Annotated in this window: 16 protein-coding genes and 1 tRNA gene; 12 read left to right on the forward strand and 5 right to left on the reverse strand. The window is 33.3% G+C overall.

Features of this window, described 5'->3' with window-relative positions:
- Positions 1-32 precede the first annotated feature (32 nt).
- Positions 33-105 (reverse strand) — tRNA-Asn (locus ACJROP_RS01710).
- Positions 106-299: 194 nt separating this feature from the next.
- Between ACJROP_RS01710 and ACJROP_RS01715 the strand changes: the two genes are divergently transcribed.
- From ACJROP_RS01715 to ACJROP_RS01750, 8 genes are all read left to right on the forward strand, one after another.
- Positions 300-1,280 carry a radical SAM protein gene (locus tag ACJROP_RS01715; protein WP_406533772.1) on the forward strand — a complete coding sequence of 327 codons (981 nt, stop codon included), beginning with the start codon at positions 300-302 and terminating at the stop codon, positions 1,278-1,280.
- Positions 1,281-1,450: 170 nt separating this feature from the next.
- The gene (gatB, locus tag ACJROP_RS01720; protein WP_406533773.1) at positions 1,451-2,803 is read left to right on the forward strand and encodes an Asp-tRNA(Asn)/Glu-tRNA(Gln) amidotransferase subunit GatB; all 1,353 of its coding nucleotides are present in this window, start codon (positions 1,451-1,453) and stop codon (positions 2,801-2,803) included.
- 11 nt (positions 2,804-2,814) lie between these two features.
- Positions 2,815-3,618 (forward strand): CBS domain-containing ParB/RepB/Spo0J family partition protein, encoded by an 804-nt coding sequence (locus tag ACJROP_RS01725; RefSeq protein WP_406533774.1) that lies wholly within the window; start codon positions 2,815-2,817, stop codon positions 3,616-3,618.
- A 4-nt stretch (positions 3,619-3,622) separates the two neighbouring features.
- Positions 3,623-3,910, forward strand: coding sequence for a phosphoribosyl-ATP diphosphatase (gene hisE / locus ACJROP_RS01730; protein ID WP_406533775.1), 288 nt, complete (start codon positions 3,623-3,625; stop codon positions 3,908-3,910).
- A gap of 37 nt (positions 3,911-3,947) precedes the next feature.
- Positions 3,948-4,715, forward strand: a complete 768-nt coding sequence (locus ACJROP_RS01735) for an ABC transporter permease (protein ID WP_406533776.1) — start codon at positions 3,948-3,950, stop codon at positions 4,713-4,715.
- A gap of 9 nt (positions 4,716-4,724) precedes the next feature.
- A complete protein-coding gene (locus ACJROP_RS01740; protein ID WP_406533777.1) occupies positions 4,725-6,146 on the forward strand; it encodes an ATP-binding cassette domain-containing protein in 1,422 nt (473 codons plus the stop codon).
- A gap of 14 nt (positions 6,147-6,160) precedes the next feature.
- Positions 6,161-6,658 carry a hypothetical protein gene (locus ACJROP_RS01745; RefSeq protein ID WP_406533778.1) on the forward strand — a complete coding sequence of 166 codons (498 nt, stop codon included), beginning with the start codon at positions 6,161-6,163 and terminating at the stop codon, positions 6,656-6,658.
- A gap of 8 nt (positions 6,659-6,666) precedes the next feature.
- On the forward strand, positions 6,667-9,204 hold the full coding sequence (locus ACJROP_RS01750; protein ID WP_406533779.1) for a CDP-glycerol:glycerophosphate glycerophosphotransferase: 2,538 nt from the start codon (positions 6,667-6,669) through the stop codon (positions 9,202-9,204).
- On the opposite strand, the gene ACJROP_RS01755 is transcribed toward ACJROP_RS01750, so the two are convergent.
- Both ACJROP_RS01755 and larB read right to left on the reverse strand, forming a co-directional pair.
- Positions 9,193-9,753, reverse strand: a complete 561-nt coding sequence (locus ACJROP_RS01755) for a GNAT family N-acetyltransferase (protein ID WP_406533780.1) — start codon at positions 9,751-9,753, stop codon at positions 9,193-9,195. The two genes, ACJROP_RS01750 and ACJROP_RS01755, sit on opposite strands and share 12 nt — an antisense overlap.
- A gap of 1 nt (position 9,754) precedes the next feature.
- Positions 9,755-10,516 carry a nickel pincer cofactor biosynthesis protein LarB gene (larB, locus tag ACJROP_RS01760; RefSeq protein WP_406533781.1) on the reverse strand — a complete coding sequence of 254 codons (762 nt, stop codon included), beginning with the start codon at positions 10,514-10,516 and terminating at the stop codon, positions 9,755-9,757.
- 55 nt (positions 10,517-10,571) lie between these two features.
- Between larB and hypF the strand changes: the two genes are divergently transcribed.
- Positions 10,572-12,812 carry a carbamoyltransferase HypF gene (gene hypF / locus ACJROP_RS01765; protein WP_406533782.1) on the forward strand — a complete coding sequence of 747 codons (2,241 nt, stop codon included), beginning with the start codon at positions 10,572-10,574 and terminating at the stop codon, positions 12,810-12,812.
- A gap of 40 nt (positions 12,813-12,852) precedes the next feature.
- Here the strand turns inward: hypF and ACJROP_RS01770 are convergent, their stop codons facing one another.
- Complete coding sequence (locus ACJROP_RS01770) at positions 12,853-13,428, reverse strand: ArsR/SmtB family transcription factor (RefSeq protein ID WP_406533783.1); 576 nt, start codon at positions 13,426-13,428, stop codon at positions 12,853-12,855.
- A gap of 305 nt (positions 13,429-13,733) precedes the next feature.
- On the opposite strand from ACJROP_RS01770, the gene grpE reads away from it, so the two are divergent.
- The 3 genes from grpE to dnaJ all read left to right on the forward strand — a co-directional run bounded on the left by grpE (position 13,734) and on the right by dnaJ (position 17,477).
- Positions 13,734-14,285 carry a nucleotide exchange factor GrpE gene (grpE, locus tag ACJROP_RS01775; protein WP_406533784.1) on the forward strand — a complete coding sequence of 184 codons (552 nt, stop codon included), beginning with the start codon at positions 13,734-13,736 and terminating at the stop codon, positions 14,283-14,285.
- A gap of 41 nt (positions 14,286-14,326) precedes the next feature.
- Complete coding sequence (gene dnaK, locus ACJROP_RS01780) at positions 14,327-16,198, forward strand: molecular chaperone DnaK (RefSeq protein ID WP_406533785.1); 1,872 nt, start codon at positions 14,327-14,329, stop codon at positions 16,196-16,198.
- A 136-nt stretch (positions 16,199-16,334) separates the two neighbouring features.
- On the forward strand, positions 16,335-17,477 hold the full coding sequence (gene dnaJ / locus ACJROP_RS01785; protein ID WP_406533786.1) for a molecular chaperone DnaJ: 1,143 nt from the start codon (positions 16,335-16,337) through the stop codon (positions 17,475-17,477).
- Positions 17,478-17,704: 227 nt separating this feature from the next.
- Here the strand turns inward: dnaJ and ACJROP_RS01790 are convergent.
- On the reverse strand, positions 17,705-19,934 hold a 2,230-nt coding region (locus tag ACJROP_RS01790; RefSeq protein ID WP_406533787.1), incomplete at its 5' end, for a NosD domain-containing protein.

The raw sequence follows: 19,934 nt of genomic DNA on the forward strand, positions 1-19,934 counted from the left end.
CGCTCTACCTGGCTAAGCTATGGGCCCAAAAGCGCCGTCGACAGGGCTCGAACCTGTGACCAATCGGTTAACAGCCGAACGCTCTACCTACTGAGCTACGACGGCATATGACACCCATCTCACTTAACCAAATAAAAACCCATGTTTAAAAATCAAAAGACTTTAAACAGTAATAAATGGTTTATGTCACATAATATATAAACCTTTTGGTATTTCCCATATTTATGCAAAAATAAAGAAAATCAACAAAATAATTTCCTATAAACTAATATATAAAGTTTAAGACCATATATAACAATATGGATTCTAACATATTTGACCTAATAAAAAAAGCTAATGAGATTACCTTAAACAGACATGGTGATTTAATTACACTTGAAAGGGCAGTATTCTTGTCATGGTGGTGCGATAAAGGAGACTGTGCATTCTGCTATATGTCTACACAGAAAAACAAAATAAAAGACCCTTCAAAAGCCAGAAGAAACATTAGCAATATTTATGCCGAAGCAGAAATGTGTAAACGCCTTGATTGGAATATTGAATTCTTATCCGGAGGATATAAGTCATTTAGCACCCAAGAAATAAAAGAGATAGCAACCACAATTAAAACAATTACTGGTGATGGAGTTTGGCTAAATACAGGAATTACTGATGAATTGGGTGAATATGGATCTGAGATTAAAGGAATAACTGGTGCAGTTGAAGTGGCTAATCCGCAAATCCACCAAAGAGTTTGTCCATCAAAAAAATTAGAAGATATAAGCAATATGTTAGATGTGGCCGGTGATTTAGGATTCAAAAAAGCAATAACAATAATATTAGGGCTTGGAGAAACTTTAGATGATGTGGAGTATATTATTGACTATATCAAGGATCACAAAATTGACAGAGTAATTTTTTACTCATTAAATCCCCACAAAGAAACAATTTATGCAACTTCATCACAGCCTGCTTCACTTTATTATGCACAAGTTGTAGCGCAAGTCAGATTAGCTTTCCCAGACATAGAGATTATCTGTGGAACATGGATAGACAATTTAGCAAACATTGGAATATTGATTTTGAGTGGAGCAAATGGAATAACAAAATTCCCATTATTTAAAATGTTTGGAACAAAATATGGCAAACGTGTTGAAGAAGAAGTTAAATGGGCTGGTCGCCAACTTAAAGGAACATTTACTGATAAAAGTAAATTAGGTGAGGAAAAAAGCGAATTTTCACCTGAATTAGACAAATTCATTAAAAGATATGTAAAAGAATCCTTAAAAAATAAATATTGAAAAACAATCAATTAAATTATTGCAAAAATATTAGGCATATTTTCTAAAATAGCCTTAAAAAACCACTATTTTTAACAATCTTTATAAATCTAATGTACTAAATATAATAATAATATAAATTATTAAAAAATTATCAATGTGGAGGAATTACTATTAACGACGATGTCGATATGATGTGTGGACTTGAAATCCACGTACAACTAGAAACTGATTCAAAATTATTCTGTGATTGTCCTACAAATTATCAGGACGCTCCAGCCAATACAAACATTTGCCCAGTTTGTTTGAATCAACCAGGTGCCAAACCGCACCCAACTAATAAAAAAGCATTAGAAAATGCATTAATGATTGCTTTAATGCTTAACTGTGAAATTGATAAAGATGTTATTTATTTTATGAGAAAACATTACGATTATCCTGACCTTCCTTCAGGTTATCAAAGAACTTCTGTTCCGATTGGAATTAATGGAGAATTGAACGGGATCAGAATAAGAGAAATTCACGCTGAAGAGGACCCTGGTCAATATAACCCTGACAGAGGTTATGTAAACTTCAACCGTTCCGGAATTCCATTGGTTGAAATCGTTACAGAACCTGATATCAAATCCCCTGAAGAGGCAAGGAACTTCTTAAAAGAATTGATTCGTGTTTTACAATATAGTGGAGCAGCCCGTGGTGAAGGAACCATGAGAGCAGACGTTAACATTTCCATTAATGGAGGAAACAGAGTGGAAATGAAAAACATCAACTCCATTAAAGGCGCTTACAAAGCATTGAAATTTGAATTGGTCAGACAAAAAAACCTTGCGAAAAGAGGTGTTGAAGTCAAACAGGAAACTCGTGCTTACCTAGAATCACAAATGATTACTGTTGGAATGAGGATGAAAGAGGATGCCGACGATTATAGGTTTATCACAGACCCTGATTTGCCACCAATGAAAATTTACGATGAAACCATTCAAAGAATTTTAGATATAATGCCGGAAGCTCCGCATAATAAAGTTAAAAGATTCGTAAATGATTATGGCATTGATGAAGAATCCGCAAAAGTTTTAACATCCGAATTGGATTTGGCTATCGCATATGAAGAAGTTGCAAAAGAAATTGATCCGAAATTTGCGGCTAAATGGATGAGAGATGAACTTAAAAGAGTTTTATCCTACAATAAACTTGACTTTGCAGACAGCGGAATTACCGTTGATGCATTAGTTGAATTCCTAAATATGCTTCAAGAAAAAGAAATCACAACAAAAGCAGGCCAAAGAATCATTGAACAAATGCCAAATAACGATAAATCCCCTAAAGCTATTGCTGAGGAGTTAGGTTTGCTTGGTGTTGTAAAAGATGATGAAGTGCTTGCCGCTGTAAAACAAGCAATAGATGAAAATCCAAAAGCTGTTGAAGATTATTTAGCTGGTCAAAAAGCATCAATTAACTTCTTAGTTGGTCAAGTAATGAGAATTACTCGTGGAAAAGCTGATCCTGGAGAAACTGTTAAACTATTAAAAGAAAACATTGAATAAATGGTGAAACAATGTCCGGAAAGAAATCTTTTGTTAAGGACTACATGACAAAAAACGTTATTAGCGTTTCCCCAAATACATTAACAGAAGAAGTCATTGAGTTGATGAGAGAAAGTAACCACAACAGTTATCCAGTTGTTGAAAATGATAAAGTAGTTGGAATGGTAACTGCATTCGACATCGTATCAAAACCATGGGCAGACACAGTAAAAGGAATAATGAGTACAAAATTAGTAGTTGCCAATCAAGACTTATCTATAAACGATGCATCTAGAGTAATGTTTAGAAGAGGAATCTCTAGGATGCCTGTTGTAAATGAAGAAGGAAAATTAGTTGGAATTATTACGAACACTGATATGGTCCGATCACACATTGAAAGGTCAACCCCAAATAAAGTGGATTACTTTAAAACTACTTTAGAACAATTATATGGTATTAAAACTACTTTAAAACATATGCGCGTTGAAACAAATAAATTGCGCCCTACACAAGACAAGGTTTATGCTGATGAACTTGAAGGTAGAACCTATGAATTAAAAAGGGGTTTGGCTGAACCGGCAATTGTTGTCAAAACCGGAGATAGATGGATTTTAGTTGATGGACATCACAGAGCAGTGGCTTCATCACAACAAGGCTATGAAACTGTTGATTCCTATGTCATTGATTTGGGTCAAGACATCAAATTAGGAATGGAAAAAACTGCAGATAAAGCTGGAATAAAGACATTTGATGATATTGAGATTATTGATGACGATAAACATCCTTTAATAGCACTTACCGAAAGTCTTCAAGATCAAGAAGGTAAAGAGGAATGATTACATGAGTGATGAAATTATAAGAGAAGTTTATGAAGTTTTAGAATCACGCCGTGACAATCCTATTGATTCCTACACATCCAATATCATGCAAGACAGCGATAAGAAAGCAGAAGATAAAATTCTTGAAAAGATAGCTGAAGAATCCGGTGAAGTGATAATTGCATCTAAAAACGATGAAAATTTAGTATACGAATCCGTTGATTTAATCTTTCACACATTATTATTACTAGTTTATAAAGGCGTATCCCTTGATGATGTATTTGATGAATTTGAAAGAAGAAGAAAATAATTAGATACTTAAACTCATAAATTATATTGGTTAAAAAATGTTTGATACATTCGCAGAAAAAAAATTTCTACTAAAGGAATTAGTTAAAAGAGATTTAACTTCAAAATATAAAGATTCAGTGTTAGGTATACTTTGGAGTTTTTTTAATCCTCTTTTAATCATGTTAGTGTTTACTGCAATATTTTCAATGTTGTTCGGTCGTCAAATTGAGAATTATCCAGTTTACTTCTTATCAGGAAGAATTATCTTTGATTTTTATAACGCTGGAACAAAAGGGGCGATGAGATCAATAAAAAGAAATCAGAACTTAATCAAAAAGATATACGTTCCAAAATATATGTTTTCAGTAAGTACAATATGTTATGAATTTATTAACTTTTTAATATCCTTTGTAATCCTATTTGGAGTGATGGCGATTACAGGTGCAACATTCCATTGGACAATAATACTCTCAATTGTGCCTATGATATTCTTATTATGCTTAATATTCGGCGTTGGATTAATATTGGCTGTCTGTAACACCTATTTCACTGATGTTGGACATTTATATAATGTATTTACACTGTTGTTAATGTACGCTTCAGCATTATTTTACCCTATGGAAATTGTTCCACCAGTTGTTCAGAGGATTTTTACTTTAAACCCTGTTTACTCTGCAATTTCCTGTTTTAGAGAATGCATTAGCTACGGAATATTTCCCAATACATCCACATTACTTTACTTGGCGACATTTTCATTAACAACCTTGGGAATTGGAATATGCTTATTTAAAATATATGAGAAAAGATTAGTACTAGAATTATAAGGTTTTACCATGAATTTGATTGAAAAAATAAAAAATCTATTTAGTAAACCTCAAGAAGAGGAAATAAAACAAATTCCAGTTGATACTAGATTCCAACATAATAGATTTAAAAATATTAAAATTTATGCGCCCGATTTTGTAATGAATAGAAAAACAAGATATAGTGTGCAAATCTTAGATGGTGATAATAATCCTATTCAAAATGAATCAGTAGTATTTGAACTTAATGGAAAAACCTTTGAAAAGATTACTGATGAAACAGGTCATGCAAAGCTAAAAATATCTCCAAAACAGGACAGGAAAGAAATAGAAATTTATTATCCCCCAGATGAAGATTATTGTCCTAGAGTAAGGGCAAAATTAATAATGCCCGGTGAAGTGGAAATACCGGATGAAATTGAAAAAGAAGCAAAAATATATGCTCCTAACATGATTATATTTTCAAAAGATGAACCGGATTATAGTATAAGATTAGTTGATAATGACAACAATCCGATTGTTGGTGAAAAACTTACTATTGAAATTGGCGATGATGCTTATGAAGAGATAACTGATGAAGAAGGATTCGTCAGCTTAGATTTGAAGTTGGAACCGGATACATATACAATTAAAACAACTTTTGATGGAAATGACAAATACAATCCTACTTCTAGAGACTCAAAACTAGAAATTAAAGTAAGAAATATTGATAGAGACATAATGATAGAAGTTAATCACCTCACAATGGAATTTAAAGTCTCAAAAGATAAAATTGATACCTTAAAAGAATATGTTATAAGAACCCTAAAACGGACCAAAAAAGAAAATGAAAAGATTAGGATAATTGATGATATTTCCTTTAATATCTATAAAGGCGAAAGAGTTGGTATTTTAGGATTTAATGGTGCTGGGAAGAGTACTCTTTTAAGGATTATTGCTGGAATTTATGAACCGACAGAAGGTACAATTAAAATTAATGGTAAAATCGCACCGTTGCTCGAATTGAGTGCAGGATTTGATAAAAACTACACCGGAAAAAATAATGTTTTCCTAAATGGTGCTTTATTAAGTATGGATGAAAATTTTATTAAAGAAAAATACGATGAGATAGTGGAATTTTCTGAGCTTGGAGAGCACATTAATTACCCTGTAAAAAATTATTCCAAAGGTATGAGAGCAAAATTAGGTTTCTCAATAGCTACCTTAATCAACCCTGAAATTTTAATTATTGATGAAATTTTGGCTGTTGGAGATATTAAATTTAGAAAAAAAAGTTCTGAAAAAATTAAATCAATGATGAAAGAAGGCGTTACAGTGCTTCTTGTTTCCCACTCACTGACCCAAATTAGACAAATTTGTGACAGATGTATCTGGCTTGAGAATGGTCAAATATATATGGAAGGAGAAACCAGGAAAGTATGTGATGCATATCTCAAACGTGCGAAAAAATAAAACAAGGTTTTAAAATGGATAAACGATGGATTTTGATATTAATAATCTTAATAGTTGGCTGTGCTTGCTTATATCATATTGTTGATTCATCAACTACAGTTGGAGATGCAATAACCGTTGTGAACAAATCTGTTATAACACTTCCAAGCGATTTTTCAATTGATAGTGACGATAAATCCAGTGTCACTTTAATTAACAAAGACACTAACGAAACCATATTCATTAAGGATTTGGGCAAATCAGACACTGCTTTTGATTGCTTTAAAAAGGATTTGAAATCATTAGATGGTGTTGTTAATAATTCCACACTAAACATTGACAACATTACAACCTATAGAATTGACATGCAAAATTCAACAACCAAAAGCAATACTACACTGGTTTATGTATATTCAAGTAACCACACATTCACTATTAAATTTAATGATTATACAGACCAAAACGAGTTAAATCAAGATTTAAATTTCATTGTTAGTACACTTTCCCCTGATTTTAAACAAAAGCAAGATTGAGGGATTGGATGAAAAAATTTGATTTTTCGGTTATAATTACAACATATAACTCCGAATTGGGCATTAACAAATCAATTGATTCTATAATTGATCAAACACATGACTTCACCAGTGCTATTGAGATAATCATTGTTGATAATAACAGCGATGACAATACTGAATCCATCTGTAATGAGTATGTTGAAAAATATCCTGATAATATAAAATATTACCATTTAGAAACCGCAGATTTTGCTAAGTCGCTTAACATCGGTGTTGAAAAATCATCCGGAAAATATATTGCCTTTTTAGAACCCCATGACTATTACTCAAAAAATACTTTCAGGAATGTTTTAGATTTTATTAACAAAAATGAGGGTGTCGATTTAATTTCCGTCCCTATTCTTTATTTTAAGAATGATAGAAATTGGAATTATCTAAAATACAAGATAAAAAACTCAGAAACAATTAACCTTTTAGAACAACCAAAATTTACTCAGTTATTAGGATTGTCTACTTTTGTGAAAAGAGATTCCATTGGAAATGTTGAATTTTTAGACAGTGAGAATAGAAACATTACCTTTTTTAGTGAAATTCTAATAAATAATCCCCATTTGGGAATTATCAAAAACGGGACCTATTTTTCAAATAATATCGATGAAAAGATATATCCTCCTGATGATTTGTCATTCACAAGAGAAGACTATGAAAACTTTATGGAATTTAACTTTAATAATATACTGGAAAAATCTTTAAATAACTCTTCTAATATTCCTCAATTTATTCAATATAACTTAGTTAATCATCTTAGATGGATTTTATCAATTGAAAAAACACCTGAAAAATTAGACTTGTCAGAACTAACTAAAAGCATCCAATATATTGATGATGAAATACTTTTAAACAATGATTTGCTCGAAAATGAGCATAAAATATTTTCATGTATATTGAAATATGGCAATGAATTAAATGAAAATCTAAAAGAGAGATTGGGCTTGAACACCATTTTCATAGATAACTATGATATAATCAACAATAACCTCAAAATTTTAGCAAGCACATTTTCAATTTCATATAGAAACATTGACATATATGTAAATGGTGAAATTGTTGAAAAAAACGAATTAAAATTCCCTCAAAAAGATGAATATAGCCTAAACCAGAAATATGTGCAATATTACTCTATTGAATCAGCAATTCCGTTGGACACTACCAGAAAATTCAGAATTGAATTCAAAGAAAATGATAAAAAATTACACATTGATTTTTCAAGACCGTGCAATTTCTCAAAAACTGTAGGTTATGCAAAAACAAAACATTATTTGAGCATCTTAAAAGAGGATTCCATTTTAATCGAGAAGAAGACTACTGTAAAATGGTTAAAACAAGAATTAAAAAGCCTGATTCATATTGTTAAAGAACATGAAACCGGATTTGAAAAAGCAATCCCATTTAGAATAGCTTATATGATTGGATATCCGTTTTTAAGAAATAAAAGAATATGGTTTTATATGGATCGTCCAGACGAATCCGACGATAATGGACTGGCTCTTTTTAAATATGCAGTTAAACAGGATGATGGAAACATCTGCAAATATTTCATTTTGAGCCCAAAAAATAAAGATTTCAAAGATATCCAAAAAATAGGTAAAGTTATCCCTTATAAATCCCTTAAACACAGATATCTTGGAATGTTTGTAGAAAACATCATAACATCCCACCCCGATAATGAAATTATCTATCCATTTTGGGGAGGATATCCGTTTTTCGCAGGACTTCTGAAATCAAATACAATATTTTTACAGCATGGCGTTCTTAAAGATAACATCTCATCATGGTTAAATAAAGCTAACATGAACTTGGCATTCTTTTTAACATCCGCCCATACGGAATATGAATCAATCATTGATTTTCCTTACAATTATGATGAAGAGATAATCCAAATGCTAGGCTTGCCTAGATATGATACGCTTGAAAACAAGAAAGATAAAAAACAGATAATAATAATGCCTTCCTGGAGAAGAAATTTAGACCATAAATCAAAAGAGTATGTTAAAAGAAATGAATTCTTTAAAAAGCTTAATTCAATGATAAACAATGAAAAGTTAATTGATAAAGCTAGAGAATACGAATACGAAATAATCTTCAGACCTCACCCGAAAGTGTATGAATACATCGACCTTTTTGATAAAAACGATTATGTTAAAATAGACTATGATAAAGTAAAATATCAAACGCTATTCAATAATGGTTCTCTAATGGTTACTGACTATTCTTCTGTTGCATTTGATTTTGCATATCTATACAAACCAGTTATCTATTACCACTATGGTTCCGATTATCATTTTGACTTAGAAGACAGCTATTTCAACTATGAAACTATGGGTTTTGGAGAAATTGTAAAAACTGAAGATGAACTGGTCGATTTAATCATTGAATATATTGAAAACGACTGTAAAATTAAAGATAAATACCATAAGAGAATTAATGAATTCTTCTTCTTTGACGATAAAAACAATTGCAAAAGAGTGCATGACAAAATTAAAGAAGTTCCTTTAAAGGATTAATTCCATATTTTGCATCCCTCTTTCAAAACTTCCAATTTTAACTCGTTTTTCATTGAAAACCTTAAATCCTAAGCGTTCATAAAGTTTTTTTGCACCTACATTTCTAAAATCAGCATCCAAAATGACCCTATTCAGATTTTTAGATTTGGCATAGTCAATTACATCAAACAGAACTTCCCTACCTAAACCTTGACCTCTCAAAGAGTCGTCAATAGCTATTTCTGCAACATACAAGTCATCCTCATCAATGTCACACAATACAAAATAGTCCAATACATCAACTGCAATCAATCTCAATGATTTTAATCTTAAGTCATAAGGCATCTTAGAAATATATGCCATTAGCATGCCTATCAGTTCACCTTCATCATCAAGAATTACTTTAAAGTTATTGTTGGGCTCATGTTTTTTTAAATCGTTCTCTATTGTTGATATAGCCTTATCCTTATTTTTAAATAACAAATCAAAAGTCCTGAAATCGACATCATAGACATATGTTGCTACCTTATGCGTATCATGAATTTGAGGATCAAAATTTTCATATTTCAAGTTAATCACTACTCACAATTGTTAGTGCAAATACTGCTGCACCAAATCCATTATCAATGTTTACAACAGCAATTCCCGGAGCGCATGACTGAAGCATTGCATCCAGAGCCACTCTTCCTCCTTCACCGACACCATAGCCGACAGATGTTGGAACACCAATTACAGGCACATCAACAAGACCTGCAACAACAGAAGGCAGCGCACCTTCCATTCCGGCACAGACAATGAATACACGAACGCCTTCCTTTACCATATGCGCAATTTGAGGGAATAGCCTATGAATTCCGGCAACTCCAATATCATAGGAAGTGATGGCTTCACATCCCCCTTCCTCAACAATGACTCTTGCCTCTTCTGCAATATTGATATCGGATGTTCCTGCTGTGATTATCCCGATTTTAGCAACAATCTCTTTTTCTTTGATTTCTTTTCTAATAATCAATATTTGAGCCCTTTTATTATATTCATAAATGTAAGTGTCTTCACCCAAATCATCTAGAATTCTTTCATATCTCTCTTTAGGTAATTTTGTAACAATCAGGTCATCCTGCTTTGTTTGCATGTATTTTTTAATTATTAAAAGCAAGTCATCATAGTCTTTGCTTGGTGAAAAAACAGCTTCTGGAAAGCCGGTTCGCTCACTTCTATTGATATCCATTTTGGCAATATCCTCAAATTCCAAAATGTTATTGGCATTGATGAGTTTTTCGGCCTCTTCAACATTAAGCTTGCCATCGACTAAACTTTCGAGTATCTCTTTCATAATATAATATTTAAGATAAAATTATATAAAATTTGACTTACAATATTATAATTTAATGAATGCTCTAAAGATTTTAACTCAAGGAATAGTCCAGGGTGTGGGATTTAGACCCTATGTTTACAGACTCGCTAGTGAACTTGGCCTAAAGGGATATGTCAGAAACCTTGGAAACGTAGTTGAAATCATTATTGAAGGTGAAAATACTGACCTGTTCGTCGATAGGCTTCCAAAGGAATTGCCTCCTATTGCAAAAATCAATTCCATGGAAGTGGAAAGCATTGACGAAAGCAACTTTACTGATTTTGAAATAATAGAAAGCGGAGATTCATATTCCGGAATCAGCGTTATTCCTCCTGACATTGCAATCTGCGATAAATGCCTTGAAGAAATTAGAAATCCGAATGATAGAAGATATAAATATGCCTTTAATGCATGCACTGATTGCGGACCAAGATTTACAGTAATCGAGAGCGTTCCTTATGACAGAATAAGGACTTCCATGGACGAATTTCCATTATGTGACGATTGCCTTGTTGAATATAGGGAACCACTGAACAGACGTTATCACGGCGAAGCGATTTGCTGCAGTGACTGCGGGCCTCAGATGGAAATATATGAAGGATTAACTAAGATTGACACCGAAAATCCTATAAGATTGGGAGCTGAAAAGTTAAAGGAAGGAAATATTTTAGCCATAAAAGGAATCGGCGGAACACATTTGGTTGTTGATGCATACAATGATGAAGCAGTAAAAGAACTTAGAAAACGCTTAAACAGGCCAAACCAAGCTTTCGCAGTGATGTGCAAAGACCTTGAAAGCCTTCAAAAATATGCTGAACTAACACAAAAAGAAATCGATACAATCACTTCAAACAAAAGACCTATTGTCATCCTAAAGAAAAAGGACAATTATCCGTTTCCCGACAGTTTGTCTCCGGGACTTCACAACATCGGTGTGATGCTTCCTTACTCTCCAATGCATTATCTGCTATTTGATGAAGGGGATATCGATACGTATGTCATGACTTCGGCAAATATTCCTGGAGAGCCGATGATGATTAAAAACGAAGAGATAATCAACGGCGTTAATGATTATTCCTTAGTCCATAACCGCCAAATCTTAAACAGATGCGATGATTCCGTAATCAGATTTAGAAACAATGAACTGTCATTCATTAGAAGGTCAAGAGGATACACTCCTGAGCCTTATACAATAAATTATGATGTAAATGACTTGAATGTACTTGCATTAGGTCCTGAGCTTGATGTAACCTTTTCAATTGCTAAAGACAATATTGTGTATCCGTCACAGCATATTGGAAATACAAACAAACCGAAAACATTGAACTTTTTAAGGGAAGCCATTACGAATATGGAAAGGATTACCAAAATCAATGAGTTTGATGTTATTGCATGTGATTTGCATCCGCATTTCTTTACTACACGGCTCGCCCATGAATTGGCCGAAAAATACGGCGCTGACGTGATGCCAATCCAACACCATCATGCACACTCCGTTGCGCTTGCCAATGACAGCGCAATTGAGGAGATGATCGTTATTGCCGCTGATGGAGTGGGCTTTGGAAGTGACGCTACAAGCTGGGGTGGAGAAATTCTCTATACAGACATTAAAAACTTCGAGAGATTGGGTCATTTGGAACCTCAATTAATGCCCGGCGGAGATGTTGCCACAAAATACCCTGCAAGAATGCTTGCAAGTATCCTGAAAGATGAAAATCTAATTAAAAATTACTCCAGTTACTTCAAATATGGTGATATGGAAATCAAAAACATCTTCAAGCAGATTGATGCTGGAATAAACGTTGGAATCACAACAAGTACCGGAAGGGTTCTTGATTCCATGGCAGTGGCTTTGGAAATATGTCATGAAAGAACATACGAAGGCGAATGTTCCATGAAACTCGAATCTGCCGCATATTATTCAACCAATGATTTGGAAATTCCGGCAATCATTGAAGGCAATATGCTAAATACAACTGAGATTTTAAGGGAAGTCGTGAGATTATATCAAAATGGTGAGAAAAAGGCTGATGTTGCAGCCGCAGGACAAAGAGCTGTAGCCAACGGCTTAAGCAAGCTTGCCGTTAAAGCTAGCGAAAATAAGAATATTGAAAATATCGGTGCAACAGGCGGCGTATTCTACAACGAAGCCATTACAAATACTGTTAAGAATCATGTCGAAAGCAATGGTTTTAATTTCATTCAGCATAAGAATACTTGTGCCGGAGATGGATCTGTGTCTTTAGGCCAAGCAATTATTGCAAAAAAAGTTTAAAGAGATGGTTTAAAAAACCATCAAATAATGGCCAGCAAAGTTATCTGTTTTTTAAAGTTCTCTCAAGAATATATTCGGCCCTTTCTTTAAGATTGCCGTATAGTCTTATCTGATTTTTCAACTCATCGATAGCTTCAAGCTGTCCGTCATCTATTCTTCTTTCAATGTCTAATAATTTAGACCATTCATCACCTGATGGAAGCTGTAAAGTATTGAGCATATCCTCTGAGAAATTAACATCAAAAGTATTCCTGTTAATGGTAATATGGATATTAACCTCATTCTGTAAATCGTAATATTTACGAGGACGACCCCTTACAATCTTTTTGTAGGAAGAATTCAATATTCCGATATCTTCCATAGCGCGCAAATGAGCTATAATTGCTTTTTGACCAATATCCAGTTCATTTGAGATTTCACTAACGAACATAGGTTCTTCCCTTAAAAGATTTATGATATCTCTTCTGGTTTTACAACCCATTACATCAAGGATGTCTTCTTTATCAATCCCTCCTAATTGGTCATTATAGTTTCCTCTAATCTCTATGTGGCCATTAGAAGAATTGACATTTCTACGAGATTTTTCGTTTTTCTCAATGTCGTTTATTTCGCTCATGATTATACATTATAGTCCTAACCATATTTAAATTATTATGTTTTTGTTACCCTTTGTAAGAAAATATCCCAAAATATCGAAAACTTTATATAACCTTTTGTTACTATAATAATGTAAGAGAAAGATAACTTTTGGTTACTTTAATATTTGGCTCAGAAAAACTTGATGTAATAACTCTTGATTGATGAACCATTTTCCTATATGTCCATAAATTCCCAAATAACCAATATTAAAGGCTTAAAGTTTTAATTCTCGGCAGAGAGTTATTACAATAGTTTTTCAAAAAACCTAGGAAAGGTGCAAATATGACTGACGAAAATAAGAGCGAAACTGAAGTTGAAACTCAAGATATTCAAGAAAAATATGATGAACTTCTTGAAGAGCTAACTCTCAAGGATGAAGAGTTAGAAAAAGTGAAAGAGGATCTTGAAAAACAGGAAGCTGAAACCCAGGAAATAATTTCACTCTCACAAAGACTTCAAGCAGATTTCGAAAATTTTAAAAAAATCACTGATAAAAAAAATAAAGAGCTAATCAAGTTTGCAAATGAAAATCTTATAAAAGAATTTATAGATTGTTATGAAGACTTTGGTAGAGTTTTAGAAATTGAAAACGATGCAGACCTAAGAGAAGGAGTCGAACTCGTCTACAATAAATTCAAAGACGTTCTAACTAAAGAAGGTGTAGAGGAAATACCTGCAAAAGGTGAAAAATTTGACTTGAACAAACATGAAGCGTTAATGGTTCAAGAATCCGAAGACGTCGAAAACGGATACATAATAGAAGAACTAATGAAAGGCTACATGTACAAGGATAAAGTTCTTAAATATTCAAAAGTTATAGTTTGTAAAAAATAATGTTTATTAAATAATTTTATTAAAAAAAATAGGTGATAATTATGTCTGATACTAAAAAAGAAAAAATTATTGGAATTGACTTAGGAACAAGTAACTCCGCAGCATCCGTACTTGTGGCAGGAAAACCAACCACAATTCCATCTGCTGAAGGAGCAAGCCAATACGGTAAATCATTCCCAAGTTATGTAGCATTTACCGATGACGGTCAAATGTTAGTAGGTGAACCAGCAAGAAGACAAGCAGTAACCAACCCAGAAAACACTATCAGTGCAATTAAAAGAAGCATGGGTACCGATCACAAAGTTACTGTAAACGGAAAACAATACTCTCCACAAGAAATTTCCGCTTTCATCTTACAAAAAATCAAAAAAGATGCAGAATCTTTCTTAGGCGAACCTATCCAAAAAGCTGTAATTACCGTACCTGCTTACTTTGACGACAACCAAAGGACTGCAACCAAAGATGCAGGAACCATTGCTGGATTAGATGTCGTAAGACTTGTTAACGAACCAACCGCAGCAAGCTTAGCATACGGTCTTGACAAAGCTGACGCTGATGACATGAACATTATGGTTTACGATTTAGGTGGAGGTACCTTGGATGTGACCATTATGGAATTCGGTGGAGGAGTATTTGAAGTAAGATCAACCAGCGGTGACACCCAACTTGGTGGTACCGATATGGACAACATATTAATCAAATACTTGGCTGATGAATTCAAAGCAAAAGAAGGAATCGACTTGATGGATAACGACCAAGCAGTACAAAGATTAAGAGAAGCTGCTGAAAAAGCAAAAATCGAATTATCCACCACCACAACTACCGAAGTCAACTTGCCGTTCATTGCTATGGGAAGCGATGGAACTCCTAAAAACTTAATCCACACCCTTACCAGAGCAAAATTAGAAGAGTTAGTCGATCCTATTGTAGAGAAATCAGGCAAACCAATGCAACAAGCATTAGATGATGCAAAAATGAGCAAATCTGAAATTGATAAAATTATCCTAGTTGGTGGACCTACCAGAATGCCAATCGTACAAAAATACGTTGAAAAATTCATAGGCAAACCAGTTGAACGTGGTATTGATCCAATGGAATGTGTATCCATGGGTGCAGCAATTCAAGGAGGAGTATTAGCCGGTGAAATTAAAGACATCGTTCTTTTAGACGTTACCCCATTATCCTTAGGTATCGAAACCTTAGGTGGAGTATCAACCACTTTAATCGAAAGAAACACTACTATTCCTACCAAGAAAAGCCAAATCTTTTCCACCGCTGCAGACAACCAACCATCTGTAGACATCAATGTATTGCAAGGGGAAAGAAAAATGGCGGCTGACAACACTTCACTTGGACGTTTCCAACTTGTAGGCATTCCACCTGCACCAAGAGGTATTCCACAAATTGAAGTAACTTTCGATATTGATGCGAACGGTATCATTAACGTAACTGCTAAAGACAAAGGAACCGGTAAGGAACAAGCAATTACCATTACTTCCTCAACCAAATTGTCTGACGAAGAGATTGAACAAAAAATCAAAGAAGCAGAAATGAATGCCGAAGCAGATGCAAAAAGACAAGAAGAAATCGAAATCAGAAACAATGCAGACTCCTTAATTTACACTTCAGAAAAAACCTTAGATGAACTCAAAGACAAAGTATCTGAAGACGAAAAAACAAAAGTCGAAGGACTTGTAGCTGAATTAAGAGAACTTATAGCTGGCGATGACGTTGATGCCATTAAAGCAAAGTCTGATGAATTATCCAATGTAATTCAAGAAATTGGTGCTAAAATTTATCAACAAGCACAAGCTGAAGCTCAAGCTCAACAACAAGCTGGAGCAGATCCAAACGCTGGTGCTCAAGACGATGATGACACAATTGATGCAGACTATGAAGTAAAAGACGATTAGATTAAATAATTAAGTTTTATTACATTGTTAGGCTTATAACAAATCAGAATCAGAATCAATCAATAAACTAACAATAGATAAAACTATTATTTTTTCTATCTATTTTTTTTTAAAAAATTATATTTAAGGTGAATAAATGGCAGACAAGCGTGATTATTATGAAGTTCTTGGAGTAGATAAATCTGCTGATGAAAAGACAATTAAAAAAGCTTATCGTAATCTGGCCCGAAAATACCATCCGGATGTTTGTGATGAAGAAGGTGCTGAAGAGAAATTTAAAGAGGTAAGTGAAGCTTATGCTGTCTTGTCAGATGCTGAAAAACGTGAAAGGTACGATAAATTCGGTCATGCGGGAATGGACGGATTTACTGCAGAAGACTTCTACCAAAATATAAACTTCGAAGATATTTTCCAAGGATTCGACATAGGAAATATATTCGATATATTCGGTTTTGGTGGAGGAAGTCGCAGCCGTGCTAGAACTGGTCCTCAAAGAGGCTCAGATATTTATACTGAAGTGCCTATTACTTTGGAAGAAGCATTCAACGGATGCGAAAAAGAAATCAAGATTACAAGAAGCGAACTATGTCCGACATGTCACGGATCCAAATCAAAACCAGGCTCAGAACCTGAAACATGTAAAACATGTGGCGGTACAGGACAAATTAAAGAAGTCAGCAACACATTCTTAGGTCAAATGGTTAATGTAAGGCCATGCAGAGAGTGTGGAGGTACTGGTAAGATTATTACGGACCCATGTGAGGAATGTCATGGAAGGGGCAGTATAAGAAAAACAAAAACAATTAAAATCGAAATTCCGGAAGGAGTCAATGAAGGCAACCACTTAAGGGTTTCAGGTGAAGGAAACTGTGGTGAAGCAGCAGGACTTGAAGGGGACTTAATTGTTACTGTCCATGTAAAAAGACATAAAAAATTCGTTCGTGAAGGAGATCACCTATATTTAGAACAACAAATTAGTTTCCCACAGGCAGCACTTGGGGATTTAATCAGCATTCCTACAATTGAAGGAAAAGAAGTTGAGTTTAAGATTACTCCTGGAACACAAAGCGAAACAGTTTATAAATTAAGAGGCCAAGGTATGAACTCTGTCAGGCATAACGGCAGAGGAAACCTCTATGTGACTGTTAAGGTAGTTGTTCCTAAAAAACTAAGTCAAAAACAAAAAGATATTCTAAAAGAGTTCGCTGAAGTCAGCGGTGACGAAATCAAACACGTTGAAAAAGGACTCTTTGACAGAGTAAAAGATGCAATGAAGTAAGTTAGTTTTTACTAATTTACTTTTCCTCCCTATTTTTTATTGAAAATTAGAACCTAATTTTACCTTACTAATTCTTGAATTTAGAGTTAATTAAATTGATAGTATTATCACATCATTTAAAATAAATAATGATTGCTCTAATTATATGAACACATATCTTAAAAATAGCAATTATTAATTGAGTAATCTACATGTAAAAATAAAAAAAGTATAGAGATTGATAATCTCTATTTTTTAACTGTAATTTTAACAGATTTTTTAGCTGCTTTGTAATACTTGGTTGCACTGGATTTTATGGTTGCAGTGAATGTACCTTTTTTAGTTAATTTGGTAATTTTAAATGTTGCTTTACCATTATTATTGGTTTTTGCAGTGTATGTTTTACCTTTAACTTTAAGAGTAACCTTAACTTTTTTGAGAGCTGTTTTACCAGATTTTAAAGTTATTGTGTACTTTTTAGTTTTGGTTTTAACTTTAAAGGTCTTTTTGGCTGCAGTGATTTTGCTTGCCGCTTTGTTTACTACAACTTTAGTGGTTGCAGATGATTTGATATTATAAAAATCACCAGCATATGTAATTTTTGCAGTGTAAGTATCCGGAGCCAAATTAGTTGGAATTGCAAATGAAGCTTTACCATTAGCATCTGTCTTAAGATTTTTAGTTACTTTATTTAAAACAACACTAATATCTGCATTAGCAATCGCTTTTCCATTTACATCAACTAAAGTAATAACTAGATTATTACTATTTTTATATGATGTAGTTATCTTAGCAGAAGCTATGAGTTCAGTGGCCACTGGAGGTAATTTAGGTGTTATTTTAAAATTAAATGTAGCATTAGCATCGTTATAGTTATCAACACCGCTAATTTTGGCAACAAGTTTATAATCCCCTTCTTCATATTTTAAATAATCAAATTTATAGGACAATGTTGCTACATCATTAACAATAGCTGATTTACCCAATTCATTTAATTGTCCATATGCACCAACTCTATAAAATATTACATTACCTTTAATTTGATTTCCAAACTCATCAGAAACTGTTGCAACAAGTTTACCTGTGCCTCCTTGAGGAACGGAACCATCATAAGTTTTAATTATAATATTTCCATTATTCACAATTACATAAATAGTATAATTTAAAACCTTATATCCTTCTTTTAATAATTCTGCTGAAAATTCATATTGAACACTAGCCTTATAAGATCCATTGAATGTATAATTTATGCTAGCACCACAATTAGACACATTAGATTGACCAATTTGCTTATTATAATTATCATAGAATTTTACAATAGCTCCATCAAGATTATCATTATCAAATGTAATTGAAATAATACCTGTGCCTAAATAAGTAACCCAATTGAACTCAGAATCTTCTTTTTGTTTAGCAATCATTACATAATTATCAGAAACATGATTACTTACATAATTTGATATAGCACTATCTGCATTACCTTTATCAGATTTTAAATAATTATTAACAATAGTGTTGTTAATGGCAGCATCATCAACCAATACTGCAAATCCAATTTTTGATGTAACATTGTTGTCTTCAATATAATTATAAGTTGAATTGGCGCAAAGATAGATTCCTGCATTGCCAGGTTTTATTGCATCTTTAACTCTTCCAGTTATATTTTCGCTATTACCATTGGCAGTAATGTTGTTGCCAGTGATAATGTTGCGATTACCGTTTGAGAATACAAGGCCATATACCGCTTTAGCATCAGCATCGACAATATTATTAGTTATTATGTTATCGCTTGAACTGAATCCTTGAATTCCATAGATGGATAATCCTGAAATTAATGTTAAATCATTATGAACAACAGTGGATTTTTGGGACATTTCTAAATAGATACCATAAACCACATCATCGGAGATTAGGATTAATTCATTTTCTTTAATAATGGTTCCTTCAGATTCATCACCAACAATTATACCTTCAACACAATAAACACCATTTAGATATATGACGTTGCCTATGAATGAATTGTTGGTAGCACCTTGACCCTCTGAAGCTGAATGTCCGGTGGTATATCCTAAAACGCCCATTCCATAAATATAATTGTCATTACCCTGTACATTAACAGTGTTTTTTGAGAAAGTGTTGTTGTGGCTGTTGAAGTACAAATCAATTCCCACGATGGAATTTGTAGATAAAGTGTCTGAATACTTTTTTGATACTTTTGATGTAACGTCCACAGTATTATTATAAATTACATTATTGGATGAGTATAATAATAGAATTCCGTAAGTTTGGTAAATTTCAGAAACGACATGTGGCCCGGTTGATTTGTATTCATTGCCATCGAAACAATAAGTGCTATTCCCAACAGTCACTTCATTACCGTCAAAACAGTAAGTAACACCATCAATACAAACCTCGTTTCCATCAATGCAATAAGTCACATTATCAATAGTTAAGTTATTTCCCTTTAAACTAACATTC

Origin of the sequence: Methanobrevibacter sp. (assembly GCF_045220775.1) — an archaeon.
Taxonomy (GTDB): Archaea; Methanobacteriota; Methanobacteria; order Methanobacteriales; family Methanobacteriaceae; genus Methanocatella.